A 13,023-nucleotide genomic window follows, 5' to 3' on the forward strand; every position below is an offset into this window, starting at 1 on the left:
CCACCGTTGTACCCTGGTCGCGGCCCTGCTGGCTGCACCGTTCGCCATGGCCAAGAGCGACGCCACAACCAGTGAGGGTCCGGACGCCCAGCTCCCGACCATCGCCATCATTATTGATGACATGGGCTACAACCGGGAACAGGGCGAGCGCCTGGCCAATCTTGAACAGCCGCTGACACTGGCCTTCCTGCCCTTCCGTCGCCATACCGTGGCGCTGGCCGAGCTGGCACACAGCCGCAACAAGGAAATCATGTTGCATGCCCCGATGGCCAATACCCGCAACTTTGCGCTGGGGCCGGGCGGGCTCACCTCCGACATGGACGAAGCCAGCATTGCCACCACCCTGCGCCGTTCGCTGCAGGCGATACCGCACGTACGCGGCGTGAACAACCATATGGGTAGTTTGCTGACTCAACAGCTGGAACTGATGGACTGGGTGATGAAGGAGCTGGAGAAATATCCGGTGTACTTCGTAGACAGCCGCACCATCGCCACCTCGATTGCGGGTGATGTCGCGCAGGCCTACCAAATCCCCAGCATGACCCGGGACATCTTCCTCGATCACGAGCAGTCTGAAGAATTCGTTGACCGCCAGTTCCGGAAACTGATTCAGCGCGCCAGGGAAAATGGCACCGCGATCGGCATTGGCCACCCCCACAAGGTAACGGTGGATTACCTGGCCAAACACTTACCTATGCTGGATGCTCAGGGCGTCGCCATCGCCACCGTCAGCGGACTGTGGGCGATCCGCAACGATAACCGGGAAATGTTCGCCAACGAGGACAAGCAGGCAATACAGCCTGCCCTGGCCAGAAATCCCTAGGAAGTCCGGTCAATCCCGGACTTCAATCCCCTGACTTTTCATGAAGGCCTTGGCCTCGGGAATGGTGTGCTGGCCGAAATGAAAAATGGATGCCGCCAGCACCGCATCAGCCCCACCTTGGGTCACGCCATCGGCCAAATGCTGAAGCTCCCCAACACCCCCTGAGGCAATCACCGGAACACTCACCGCATCGCTAATGGCTCGCGTCAGGCCGAGATCAAATCCGATCTTGGTGCCGTCGCGATCCATGCTGGTCAGCAGCAACTCACCGGCGCCCAACTCCACCATCTTGCGAGCCCACTCTACCGCATCCAGCCCGGTCGGCTTGCGCCCGCCATGGGTAAAGATTTCCCAGCGCGGTGTCTCGCCTTCGGCACTTACCTGCTTGGCATCGATAGCCACCACGATGCACTGGCTGCCGAACCGGTCAGCCGCCTCGCGAACGAATTCCGGATTGAATACTGCCGCGGTGTTGATGGAGACCTTATCCGCGCCGGCATTGAGCAGCTTGCGGATGTCATCCACGGTACGCACCCCACCACCAACCGTCAGCGGGATAAACACTTCCGCAGCCATACGCTCGACAGTCTCATAGGTGGTGTCGCGACTCTCGTGGCTGGCCGTGATATCCAGAAAGGTGATCTCGTCGGCACCCTGTTCGTTGTAGCGGCGGGCGACTTCCACCGGATCACCGGCGTCGCGGATATCAACGAAGTTCACGCCTTTCACCACCCGCCCCTTGTCCACATCGAGACAGGGAATAATCCGTTTTGCCAGTGCCATGACTGCCCCCTTACGCGCTCAGGCTGTCGCAGAACGCCTGGGCCTCGGCCACGTCCAGCGTACCTTCGTAAATCGCTCGACCGGTAATGGCACCCAGTACGCCCTGGTCGGCCACGGTGGCCAGACGCTTCAGGTCATCCATATTGGTGACGCCACCGGAGGCAATGACCGGAATACCGCCTTCCCGCGCCAGCGCGGCGGTGGCTTCCACGTTAACGCCCTGCATCATGCCGTCACGGCTGATGTCGGTGTACACAATGGAGTCCACGCCATCGTCGGCAAAGCGCTTGGCCAGGTCTGTGGCCATCACTTCGGACACTTCCGCCCAGCCATCGGTCGCAACGCGGCCGTCTTTGGCGTCCAGCCCGACAATGATGTGACCCGGGAACTGTTTGCACATGTCGGTGACAAACGCCGGCTCCTTCACCGCCTTGGTGCCGATAATCACCCACTGCACGCCGGCTTTCAGGTAGGCCTCGATGGTGTCCGCCGAACGGATACCACCGCCGATCTGAATCGGCAGGTCAGGGTATTTGCGGGCGATGGCCTGCACGATCTCGCCGTTGACCGGCTCACCGGCAAAGGCGCCATTCAGGTCCACCAGATGCAACCTGCGGGCGCCAGCATCTACCCAGCGGGTAGCCATATCAACCGGGTCGTCACCAAATACCGTGGAATCATCCATGCGGCCCTGGCGCAAACGAACGCACTTGCCGTCTTTCAGATCAATGGCGGGAATAATCAGCATAAAACAGGGTCCGTGTAAGGGATTCAGACGGTCCGGTTTACTGACCGGACCAGTCGACAAAGTTTTTCAGGAGTTGCAGCCCGGCACGGGCGCTCTTTTCCGGATGGAACTGCACCGCGAAGATATTGTCCCGGGCAACGGCAGCGGCCAGGTCGACACCGTAATGGCTGCGGCCAGCCATCTCGGCATTGCCTTCGGCCTCGGCGTAGTAGCTGTGCACGAAGTAGAAGCGGTCGCCGTCCGGGATGTTGTGCCACATAGGATGCTCGACGGCCTGGTAGACCTCGTTCCAACCCATGTGTGGCACTTTCAGGCGCTCACCGCCCTCAACGAGATTGTCACCGAAAAAGCGGACCTCGGACGGGAACAGGCCGATCCCCTCCACGCCGCCATTTTCCTCACTGCGGGACATCAGCGCCTGCATGCCCACGCAGATTCCGAGGAATGGGCGGTCTCTGGACACTTCCCGCACCAGTGCGTCAACGCCAAGGCGGCGGATTTCATGCATACAGTCACGGATAGCGCCAACACCTGGCAGGATGACGTGGTCCGCATCACGGATCTGATCCGCGTTGTCGGTCACCAGCACCCTCACATTGGGCGCCACATGCTCCACCGCCTTTCGGGCAGAGTGCAGGTTCCCCATGCCGTAGTCGATAATGGCAACGGTTTTCATAAAGCGTTTCGCCGTCTTGTCAGTGACCTATTACAGGGAACCTTTGGTGGACGGGGTAATGCCCGCCATCCGCTCATCCATCTCGATGGCCATGCGCAGAGCGCGCCCGAAGGCCTTGAAGACCGTCTCGATCTGGTGATGAGTGTTCTTGCCCTTCAGGTTATCGATGTGGAGAGTCACCATGGAGTGGTTCACGAAGCCCTGGAAGAATTCTGCAAACAAGTCCACGTCAAAGCCACCAACGACGGCGCGGGTGTAAGGAACATCCATCAGCAGGCCCGGGCGGCCAGACAGGTCAATGACCACACGGGACAGGGCTTCATCCAGCGGCACATAGGCATGGCCGTAACGGCGGATACCTTTCTTGTCACCCACGGCCTGCTTGAACGCCTGACCCAGGGTGATTCCGATATCCTCTACGGTGTGGTGATCGTCGATGTGCAGATCGCCTTTGCAGACGACGTTGAGATCGACCAACCCGTGACGGGCGATCTGATCCATCATGTGTTCGAGGAAGGGAACACCGGTATCGAAAGTGGCTGTACCGGTACCGTCGAGATCAATCTCAACAACAATCTGGGTTTCCAGGGTATTTCGTTCTACCCGAGCCTTACGTTCGGCCATAGGGACTCCGTCACGATTGGGCGACACACTGCCGCAAATTTTTGCTTTGCGGATTATACAGTCTTAGCCCACCGGAGTCCCACTCCCTGTTAAACCTACTGAATGGCAGACGCTGCTCAGAAAGCGCTTTTCAGGTTATTCATGTAAATGTCGACCAGCCCATTGAACTCGTGTTTTACCACCGGGCTGATCGCCAGTTTGAGCAGGCTGGGCAGCGGCAGCGTCAATTCGGCATTGGTTCGGAACCGCGCTGAGGTCACGTTGTCGCCTTTGGGACTCAGTTCCCAGGCACCCCTAACAACACCATTCCCCTCACCCTTGATGGGCTCCCAGGTGATGGTGCCGGCATCTTTGTTCGCGTGATATTTGCAGGCATAAACAGACTGAATGGCGTGTTTGTCGATACCCACCTTTTCCATTTCCCAGCGGTACGCGTTGTCGCCCAAGCCCGTCAACTGATGCACTTTGGGGAAATGACTGGCAGAGCGCGGAACATCCGCCAGCAGATCAAACACCTCGTCAAAGCCGCCCGGTATTTCGATTTCCCGATTCAGCTCGATGGTAACAGTAATGGCCACAGTGACTCCTTTATTGTGCTTATTCGCATCAAACCCATTGAAATAATAAGGCTCATATTGTGTCCCAACACTACCGCATTTTCATCCACCCGCGCTGTTAATTTGTTAACCCTGCGGTATCCTTTCGTAAAATGGCGACTACCGTCGCACACTTGGCAACCCATCCCCGGGAAAAGGAATCCACGATCATGAAAGTTGTTCGTTACCTGCTGATCGCCTTAGTTGCGCTGATCGTCCTTGCAGTCGTAGCCATTGCCATCGCCATGGCAGTGATCGATCCCAACAATTACAAGCCACAGATTGAAAGCGCGGTGGAGAAACACACCAACCTGGACCTTGTTCTGGACGGCGACATCAGCTGGTCCTTCATCCCGCTCGGCATCGAACTGAACAACGTGGAAGCAAACCTTGAGGGCGGCCGCCTGGTGGCACTGGAACAACTGGTGGCGCAGGTGGACTTCATGTCACTGATTACCATGTCGCCCCGGGTGGGCACCTTCACTCTGAGCGGCCTGGACGCGCGGCTTGAAGTGAATGAGAAAGGCGAGGGTAACTGGACCCGCATCATGCCGGAAGGCACCAGCACTGCCGAAACGGAACAGCCCACCAGAGAGCAACCCGCGGAAGAAGAGCCTGCTCCGGCACAGGATGGCGATGGCGAGCCACTGGCATTCAACGTCAAAAACATCGAAATCGCCAATGCCCAGGTGCACTACACCGACAAGCGCACCGGTCAGGCGGTAACGCTGGAAAACTTCACATTGAACGCCAGCGACATTGCCCTGGATTCCGAATTCCCGCTGGATGTGAGCTTCCGGGTCGAAACGGCAAAGCCGCAGTTCGAACTGGACGGCAACATCAGCACCCGCATTGAAGCCAATGAAGCATTGAACGAATTTGCCGTATCCGGCCTGAAAGCAGTCTTCGACATGGCCGGCGAGCCACTGGGCGGAAAGTCAGTGACCGCCGAACTGGCGGGCTCCGCCAGTGCCAATCTTGCGCAGGAAACCGCAAACCTGAGCGATTTCACCCTTGCCCTGGCAGACGTATCCGTCACCACGGACCTCGATGTCAAAGGCTTCGGCGACAAGCCCAGCATCAAGGGCACCCTTGCCCTCAACGAGTTTTCGCCCAAAGACCTGCTCGCGAAGCTGGGTCAGGCGCCGATTGAGACCCGTGATCCGGATGTGCTCGATGCCGTGGCATTTTCGACCAGCATCGGTGGCTCAGAAGGCAACATTGAACTGTCTGACATCAAGCTCAGGCTGGATGACACCACCTTCGCAGGTTCCGGCAGCTACAACCTGAGCAACAGCGCCACCACCCTGAACCTCACCGGCGACAAGCTCAATGTGGACCGTTACCTGGCACCCGAGGCCGAAGAAACAGAAGGCGCGAAATCGAAACAGGCCTCCTCTGAGCAAAAGAGTGGCAGCAACGCGGCTGGTCCGGCCAACGAAACCGATCTGCTGCCTCTGGAGGCCTTACGCGCCCTGCTGCTGGATATCAACCTGGGCCTGGGCGAACTGATTGCCAGCAACCTGACCATCACCGACATCAAAACCAGCACCACGGCCAAAGGCGGTCTGCTGAAAGTCGATGAGTTCAGCGGGAAGCTGTACGACGGCAGTTTTGGCGCCAATGTCAGCCTCGACGCCCGCAAAGACGCCCCGGACTGGAAAATCAACGCCAATGCCAGCAACGTGCAGACCCTGCCTCTGCTTACCGATCTGGCGGAAGTGGACATGCTGGCCGGCGGAGCCAACCTGAAGGTTAACGTGACGACCAAAGGCAACCGCATGAGTGCATTGAAAAATAATGCCGGTGGTCAGATCGGGTTCAACCTGGCCGAAGGCGAGTTCCGCAAAATGAACCTGACTCGCCTCGCCTGCCAGGGCATCGCGCTGGCCAACCAGGAAAGCCTCGGCACCAGTGGCTGGGGCACCACCACCCCGTTCAACGACATGCGCGGCACCCTGAAGATCGACGGCAACACGCTGGAAAACACGGATCTGGTCGCCTCCCTCGCCGGCATGAAGCTGGAAGGCGACGGCACAGTCAACCTGGAACAGACTTCACTCGATTACGAAGCAGGCCTGCGCATCGTCGGTGAGATTCACCGCGACGAGGCCTGCCGGGTGACTGATGTGGTCCAAAACGTCGTCATACCAGTGGAGTGCCGGGGTAATTTTGCGGAAGAACCCGCCAAGCTGTGCTCCTTTGACGGCTCACGCTTCCGGGACACCCTGAAAGACATCGCCGCCAATGCCGCCAGGGCAAAAGCCGAAGAAGAGATCGATCGCGCCACGGAGAAGGCCGAGAAGAAAATCCAGGAAAAGCTCGAAGAAGAGCTGGGCGACAAACTCAAAGGCCTGTTCAAGTAATGCCAGACCGTTTTGCCGAGCGTTTGCTCGAATGGTACGACCAGCACGGCAGGCATGACCTGCCGTGGCACCATAACCGCAACGCCTATCGGGTCTGGGTGTCTGAAATCATGCTTCAGCAAACCCAGGTAACCACCGTGATTCCCTACTTTAACGCCTTCATGGAGCGCTTTCCGGACGTTCACGCCCTCGCGGAAGCGCCGGAAGACGACGTGCTCAGCCACTGGTCGGGCCTGGGTTACTATGCCCGCGCCCGCAATCTGCAAAAAGCGGCGAAAACCGTGGTGGCTGACTATGCCGGCGACTTCCCGGCGGATCAGCAACAGCTGGAGAGTCTCACCGGCATCGGCCGATCCACTGCCGCGGCCATCATTGCCCAGGCCTTTGGTAAACGGGCCGCCATTCTGGATGGCAACGTCAAACGGGTACTGGCCCGCTATCATGCCGTAGCCGGCTGGCCCGGGCAGACCAGCGTGCTGAAAACACTCTGGGAGCGCGCGGAGCAACACACACCGCACGAGCGGGTTCGGGACTACACCCAGGCGATCATGGATCTGGGCGCCATGGTCTGCACCCGCACCCGCCCCAACTGTGACACCTGCCCTCTAAAAGCTGACTGCGCGGCTTACACGCGGGGTGAAACAACGTTCTATCCGGGCTCGAAGCCCAAGAAAGCCAAACCGGAAAAGGTCACATGGATGGTTATCCTGGAAGATGCACAGGGCAGGATCCTGCTGGAACGGCGACCACCTTCGGGCATCTGGGGTGGCTTGTGGAGCCTGCCGGAGCTGGACCCGGCGTTCGGTGCGGATGAACTGCAAGACGCCTGCGAACAGAAGTTGGGGCTCAGCTGTGAAACACCAGAGCTGATCAGCGGATTCCGGCACACTTTCAGCCATTACCACCTGCATATCCAGCCCGCCCGCCTTCTCGTGCGAGGTGCTGGCGCCATTGGGGATAACGATAACCAGCGCTGGCTGCACCGTGACGAAGCCTTGAGCCTGGGTTTGCCGGCCCCGATCCGAACCCTGCTAACCGACGCCGAGCAGGTGGCTCTGCTCTGACCGATGGGCGGGGTGACCACCCGGCCCTTTCTGCTATCATGCCCGGCAAATCCATTCGTCTGACAGGAGCGACCATGAGCCGCACCGTATTCTGCCGCAAGTACCAGAAAGAGCTCGACGGCCTGGACTTCCCGCCCATGCCCGGCAAAAAAGGCCAGGAACTGTTTGAAACCGTTTCCAAACAAGCATGGGAAGAATGGCAGGCCCAGCAGACCATGCTGATTAACGAAAAACACCTGAGCCTGATGGACCCCAACACCCGAAAATACCTGCAGGCACAGATGGAACGCTTCCTCGATAACGAGCCTTTCGACAAGGCCGAAGGCTACGTGCCGCCGGAGCAATAATGGCCGATTGATCAAGGCCTGAACAACCGCAAAAAGATTGAGTTTTTTTGCCAGTCAGCCTTGACTCAAAACAGCGAAACCGGTTTAATAGCGCCCCGTTGCACGACAGCACTGCAACATGCCCGGATAGCTCAGTTGGTAGAGCAGGGGATTGAAAATCCCCGTGTCGGTGGTTCGATTCCGCCTCCGGGCACCATCCGAATTCAATGACTTAGCCCGCTTTTTAGCGGGCTTTGTTGTCTCTCATCGATGCAATTATTACCGCCCATAAAAGCCCGACTTACCCAGACCAGAAGGCAATAAAATTGAATCACTGGGCTCGCGGGAAATTCCCATGAAGCCAGAATCTTGGTGCCCACCGATCATCTTCAAACGATTCTTTATCTTCGAGCATCGCCTGATGGTACTGCCAGACTTCATACAACCAAAGCCCAGACAATGAAAGACTTATCACGAAAACCGCTAGGGCAGAAGTGGCATGAGTTGTCGAGCCTTTCGCTGTTTGATTTCTTGTCTCATGATGCCCAAGAAGCATCCAAAATATTGTGATTATAAACAAGCCAACCAGCATGGATGCAGGGGCAAGAAACACCGCAGAAACACTCGCATGAACCAAAGCAGCAACAACGGAAGCCGTAAAGGCGATTAAGCAAAGTGCATACTCTTGGCTGTCTCCACTTTGGACAAACGCTCTCTTCTTTAGAAGCTTCCCAAATGCGACGGCAACCAATCCAAGTACCCCAAAGACAAAGGTCCAACCGTATTCAGCTGCCCAGAAAAGATACATATTATGTGGGTGGGAAAATTTGGACGCATTCTGATAACTATCGGTCAGTAACTCATGAGTCAGCCATGATTGTGCCCCCATTCCAAAGGGCGCATGAACCATGCTCATGGCAAAGGCCTCTGCAAACATCGGGATTCTACCCGAATCACCAGTATCTATTTCCAAGCTCAAAGTCCCAGCATCCCCAGCCAAAATCGCAGGAAGCCCGAGAGAGAGAGTTAGCCAAAACAAAATCCCGAGCGAAAAGTGACGAAGCAACTCTTTCAACCATGGAAAAGTCTGGCGCCCCATTAACACCACTGAAAAAAACACACTGGCAACAAGACCTACCGTACTACCTCTCGCAGAAGATAATATAAGAACCCACCACCAGAGACCGCCCGCTATAAGCACACAGAGGCGCCATAGCCCCGAGCGTTTCAAAGGACCAACAAACACGGCCAAGGGTAGAACAGGAAGCGCCCAGGAGGCGATATGACTCCAGTAACGGATATTGTTAAAGCCCCAAGGCAGGTAATCGATTACTCTGAATTCACCTTCCTGCATTTTGCCCGCATAGATGATTAAAGCCACATAACCATACAACAGACACCCAACAACCAAGGGGTAAAGGAAGCTCTCTGCCAGGGACTGAACATTCGTCATCCCTGCACCTCCAAGCCAGGCCGCCAAGAGAATCGGAAGAATAAAAAAACCGCCAAACATAACCGGTTCAACCCAGCCATGAAGCGCTCCGCCACTCGTCCCGGAAATGCTCATTGCGGCCAACAAAAGGCAGCAAAACCCCAGGGCATTTCTATAGCCATTTAACGACTGGAAATTACAAATTAGACGAGGAAGCAGAACTAGAGTGAGACCGGCTAATATGCCTACTAAGAGGAAGCGCTGAATGGCATATAAATCAAAGTCCGAAGAAAAGAACCCTCCAAACAATACCAGGACCACCACGCTGGTCGCCAAAATCCCGAATGATGCTGGGTAGATCCAGTAGTTTATCTGCACGCTAGTACCACAACAGCTAAACAAAAAATGTTTGCGTTACGCTCAACCAAATTGCCAAAGTCAAAGCGAGCACTTTCGATTAGTTGCCGTCGTCCCAACCTTGTTGTGCATAACGCAGATTATCTTGGGCGAGACCAAAATAAGTGGGAGAGCTATCTATCGCTCGCTGGAGGTACCACTTTGCGACATCAGTCTGCCCCTGGAGCAAGGCAAAATAACCTATATCGTTCATCGCATCAGGGGTGTCGGCCACCCTCCTCAATGTCCGCTCGGCCTGCTGATGCTTACCAAGGCGGGCATAAAGTAACGCCAGATTTGACCATGCCCGCTTGAACTCTGGCTTCGCACGCACAGACCGCTGGAAGTAATGCTCAGCCAATATCAGGTCACCCTCCAAATAATGCGAATACCCCATATTGTTTAGTGTTTTGGCATCATCACGATTGACAACAAGGACCAAACTATAATGATCACGCGCCTCGCCATATCTTTCCCAGAGGTCAAAAATGATACCCAGTGCGCTGTAGCATGCCAGTGGTGAGTGCTCATCCAGAGCTAAGAACGGACCATCCTGCTCTGCGCCCCTGATTCTAACCTTCTGATTGTCTGCATGTGGTACCACCGCCGGCTCAGCAGAATCTGCGTCACTGGTCTCAGCCGCATTGTACTGTCTCAGCCCCGCACCGCCTTTTTCAAGGCGATTTAAACTGGAACGATATGCAGGTGTTTTTTTTGACCCCCCCCCTCAGGGGAGTTTTTCTCGTTTGCCGGAAACAGCTTGGCAGCCAAACGTTCCTGATCCTGTTCACGAATCGCTTCGAGGTCTGAAAATGCTCTGTGGACCTGACCTTTTCGCAACCGAAGCAGAGCTTTACCCATACGTGCAGGGGTATATTCGGGCTGAAGCTCCAAAGCATCAGAGTAGGCTTGCTCGGCCTCCCGGAAGGACTCCTTTTGCTCCTGAATAAAGCCAACCCGATACAACACTTCTGCACTTTCAGGAGCCTGGGCCAGTACCTTGATGTAGTGTTTCAGTGCCAGGTTGTAATTTCCTGTCTCATAAGCCGTGTCGGCCCGCAAGCGCAGTTGTTCGGTATCTTCTGGCTCACTGAGATTGCCAACCGTTTTCCCTGTGCTCGCGCAGCCCGCCAATAAAAGCTGAGCAGACATCACCGCGACCGCAACACTCCGAAAAATTTGCGCCTTGAACTTCATTGGCCTGAACTCCTACGACTTTTTGTTTGATAAAGAGCAGCTTAGAACGCCTTATCCCACACTTGCGCGACCTTCAGGATTGAGGGCCCGACCGCAACAATGAAAAATGATGGCCAGATACAGAAAATGGTGGGGAAAATCATTTTTACGCCCAGTTTTGCAGCCTTCTCCTCTGCCGCCTGCTGGCGCTTATCCCTGAGCTCTTCCGCGTAGATTTTTAGTGTCTCCGCGATTCCCGTACCCAAGCGAATACTCTGGGTAATGGCTCCGTTCAAGCCGCGGATGTCCTCCAGCCCTGTGCGTTCGGAAAATTCCGCCAGAGACCTTTCGACACTAATACCTCCACGAACCTTTTTGCAGACCAGGTCAAGCTCATGGGCAAGTTCGAAATGACTCAGCTTTATTTCACTGGCCACCCGCTGCAACGCTCCCATCAGCGTCAATCCGGACTCACAGCAAACCACAAGGAGATCCAGCGCGTCAGGAAACCCTCTGCGCATCAGGCTCTTTCGATTCGAAGCAATTCGATCAAGAACCAAGCTTGGAAGCAGAAAGGCAATACCGAGGAACCCAGCAACAGCATACATCGTGACGGCTTTTGACAGGTCAGGAAACGCCCGCAAAAAGACGTACACAGCCATCAGGCTGAACAACGTTAAAACGATTCTCACCCCGTTGTAGATGGCCAGCGCCGAATCATTATGGAAGCCAGCCTGGATCAGGGTACGCTTGACCTCATCACCACCGATCGAAAACGACCCGAGAAACGTTTTCTTGTGATTAAACGTGAGGCTGCCCTCAAGCCGTCCCTTCAGCTCTTGCTGGTATGACTCACCCTGACTCACCAGAGCGCCAACCCGCTTACTTCGCGAAGAATAAACACCCGAGACAAAATATTGAACCGCAATGGCAAGACTGAGCCCGGCAACACCCGCGATCAGATAAATGCCGAACGCAGAATAGGTTTCGTTCTGAGTAAAGTCATTGATTAAGCCAACTAGAAAATCCATAGGTCATACATCCAAGCGAATCAATCTACCCAGCCAGAACACACCGGCCGCCATTCCCAGAAACCCGTAAAGCAAAAGCTCTCTTCCCTGCTCCGTGCCGGTGAGTTCCTGCGCATAGTCAGGGCTGGTCAAGTAAAGAAATGCAAACAGTGCGATGGGCATCAGAACCAGAACCCAGGCGGACATCCGCCCCTCTGCTGAGAGGGTTTTGACTTTCCGCTTGAAGGCAAACCGCTGGCGAATGATTTTAGACAGGTTTTTAACATTCTCAGCCAGATTTCCGCCGGTCTCCTTTTGAACGATCACCGCGCTGCTGAAGGCCATTGCGGATACTGTCGGCACTCGCTCAACAAAAAACAGCAAAGCGGCCTTGACGCTTTTCCGGTAATTTATATCATTGAAAATCTTATAGAACTCTTCAGCAATAGGCCCCTCAAGTTCCTCATAAGTCATTTTTATCGCATCTGGAAAGGCATGACCTGCCTGCAGACTTCGCCCGATAATTCCGAGTGCCTCGGGAAACTGTTCTTCAATTTTGTCTATGCGCTTGGCAAAGCGCTTGTTAAGGCTGGTGTAAAAGGCAGCGGGAATTACAACGAACGCAATCGCGGCAAGCCCAATCGAGTTCTTCCAGACAAAAACACCCGCAGCCGCGAAAGCTGCCAACAGTAGGGCCTTGGCAATGTATCGATAGCCCAAATCGTCCGAGCCGGACTGTTCCAGGCGCAGGGTGATATTTGCGATAAAGGGGAGCGCTTCCAGCTGACGTCCCCAGGTACTGGCCTTTTCCAGCCTATTCTTTCGAAATACCGATATTTCTGCCTCTTTTCCGCCACGCTCCTCGCGAATGGCCTCAAGGCGCTCTTTGATGTATCGAGTGTCACCACGCTGGGGACGATAAACCGGCAGCATCAGTGCCTGTGACAGCAGAATGACGGCCACGAACACACTAAGCAGAATCATCAAATCCACAGACATTTTG

Annotated in this window: 14 protein-coding genes and 1 tRNA gene; 5 read left to right on the forward strand and 10 right to left on the reverse strand. The window is 55.6% G+C overall.

What is annotated here, in order from left to right; all coding sequences use genetic code 11:
* The first annotated feature begins 46 nt into the window (after window positions 1–46).
* Window positions 47–823 (forward strand): divergent polysaccharide deacetylase family protein, encoded by a 777-nt coding sequence (locus tag LPB19_RS00555; RefSeq protein ID WP_206645635.1) that lies wholly within the window; start codon window positions 47–49, stop codon window positions 821–823.
* A 9-nt stretch (window positions 824–832) separates the two neighbouring features.
* Here the strand turns inward: LPB19_RS00555 and hisF are convergent, their stop codons facing one another.
* The 5 genes from hisF to LPB19_RS00580 form a co-directional block, all read right to left on the reverse strand.
* Entirely contained in the window at window positions 833–1,606 is a 774-nt protein-coding gene (gene hisF, locus LPB19_RS00560) for an imidazole glycerol phosphate synthase subunit HisF (RefSeq protein WP_206644158.1), read from the reverse strand.
* A 10-nt stretch (window positions 1,607–1,616) separates the two neighbouring features.
* Complete coding sequence (gene hisA / locus LPB19_RS00565; protein WP_206644159.1) at window positions 1,617–2,354, reverse strand: 1-(5-phosphoribosyl)-5-[(5-phosphoribosylamino)methylideneamino]imidazole-4-carboxamide isomerase; 738 nt, start codon at window positions 2,352–2,354, stop codon at window positions 1,617–1,619.
* Between the two features lie 37 nt (window positions 2,355–2,391).
* Window positions 2,392–3,030, reverse strand: coding sequence for an imidazole glycerol phosphate synthase subunit HisH (gene hisH / locus LPB19_RS00570; protein ID WP_206644160.1), 639 nt, complete (start codon window positions 3,028–3,030; stop codon window positions 2,392–2,394).
* 30 nt (window positions 3,031–3,060) lie between these two features.
* Window positions 3,061–3,654: an imidazoleglycerol-phosphate dehydratase HisB gene (hisB, locus tag LPB19_RS00575; protein WP_206644161.1), complete on the reverse strand. Its 594-nt coding sequence runs from the start codon at window positions 3,652–3,654 to the stop codon at window positions 3,061–3,063.
* A 116-nt stretch (window positions 3,655–3,770) separates the two neighbouring features.
* Window positions 3,771–4,232 carry an SRPBCC family protein gene (locus tag LPB19_RS00580; RefSeq protein WP_206644162.1) on the reverse strand — a complete coding sequence of 154 codons (462 nt, stop codon included), beginning with the start codon at window positions 4,230–4,232 and terminating at the stop codon, window positions 3,771–3,773.
* 188 nt (window positions 4,233–4,420) lie between these two features.
* Here LPB19_RS00580 and LPB19_RS00585 point away from each other — a divergent pair, with 188 nt between their 5' ends.
* The 4 genes from LPB19_RS00585 (at window position 4,421) to LPB19_RS00600 (ending at window position 8,223) form a co-directional block, all read left to right on the forward strand.
* The gene (locus LPB19_RS00585) at window positions 4,421–6,616 is read left to right on the forward strand and encodes an AsmA family protein (protein ID WP_206644163.1); all 2,196 of its coding nucleotides are present in this window, start codon (window positions 4,421–4,423) and stop codon (window positions 6,614–6,616) included.
* Entirely contained in the window at window positions 6,616–7,680 is a 1,065-nt protein-coding gene (gene mutY, locus LPB19_RS00590; protein ID WP_206644164.1) for an A/G-specific adenine glycosylase, read from the forward strand. The genes LPB19_RS00585 and mutY overlap by 1 nt, the downstream gene beginning before the upstream one ends.
* A gap of 74 nt (window positions 7,681–7,754) precedes the next feature.
* On the forward strand, window positions 7,755–8,027 hold the full coding sequence (locus LPB19_RS00595) for an oxidative damage protection protein (protein WP_206644165.1): 273 nt from the start codon (window positions 7,755–7,757) through the stop codon (window positions 8,025–8,027).
* 120 nt (window positions 8,028–8,147) lie between these two features.
* A tRNA-Phe gene (locus tag LPB19_RS00600) sits at window positions 8,148–8,223 on the forward strand.
* Between the two features lie 114 nt (window positions 8,224–8,337).
* Here LPB19_RS00600 and LPB19_RS00605 read toward each other — a convergent pair.
* From LPB19_RS00605 to LPB19_RS00625, 5 genes are all read right to left on the reverse strand, one after another.
* Window positions 8,338–9,816, reverse strand: a complete 1,479-nt coding sequence (locus LPB19_RS00605; protein ID WP_206644166.1) for an O-antigen ligase family protein — start codon at window positions 9,814–9,816, stop codon at window positions 8,338–8,340.
* A 79-nt stretch (window positions 9,817–9,895) separates the two neighbouring features.
* Window positions 9,896–10,438 (reverse strand): tetratricopeptide repeat protein, encoded by a 543-nt coding sequence (locus LPB19_RS00610; protein ID WP_206644167.1) that lies wholly within the window; start codon window positions 10,436–10,438, stop codon window positions 9,896–9,898.
* An 80-nt stretch (window positions 10,439–10,518) separates the two neighbouring features.
* Complete coding sequence (locus LPB19_RS00615; protein ID WP_206644168.1) at window positions 10,519–11,031, reverse strand: tetratricopeptide repeat protein; 513 nt, start codon at window positions 11,029–11,031, stop codon at window positions 10,519–10,521.
* A 41-nt stretch (window positions 11,032–11,072) separates the two neighbouring features.
* Window positions 11,073–12,041, reverse strand: a complete 969-nt coding sequence (locus LPB19_RS00620) for a type II secretion system F family protein (protein ID WP_206644169.1) — start codon at window positions 12,039–12,041, stop codon at window positions 11,073–11,075.
* A 3-nt stretch (window positions 12,042–12,044) separates the two neighbouring features.
* Window positions 12,045–13,019, reverse strand: a complete 975-nt coding sequence (locus tag LPB19_RS00625; RefSeq protein WP_206644170.1) for a type II secretion system F family protein — start codon at window positions 13,017–13,019, stop codon at window positions 12,045–12,047.
* Window positions 13,020–13,023 lie beyond the last annotated feature (4 nt).

Origin of the sequence: Marinobacter salinisoli, assembly GCF_017301335.1 — a bacterium.
In the GTDB taxonomy this organism is placed as follows: Bacteria; Pseudomonadota; Gammaproteobacteria; order Pseudomonadales; family Oleiphilaceae; genus Marinobacter; species Marinobacter salinisoli.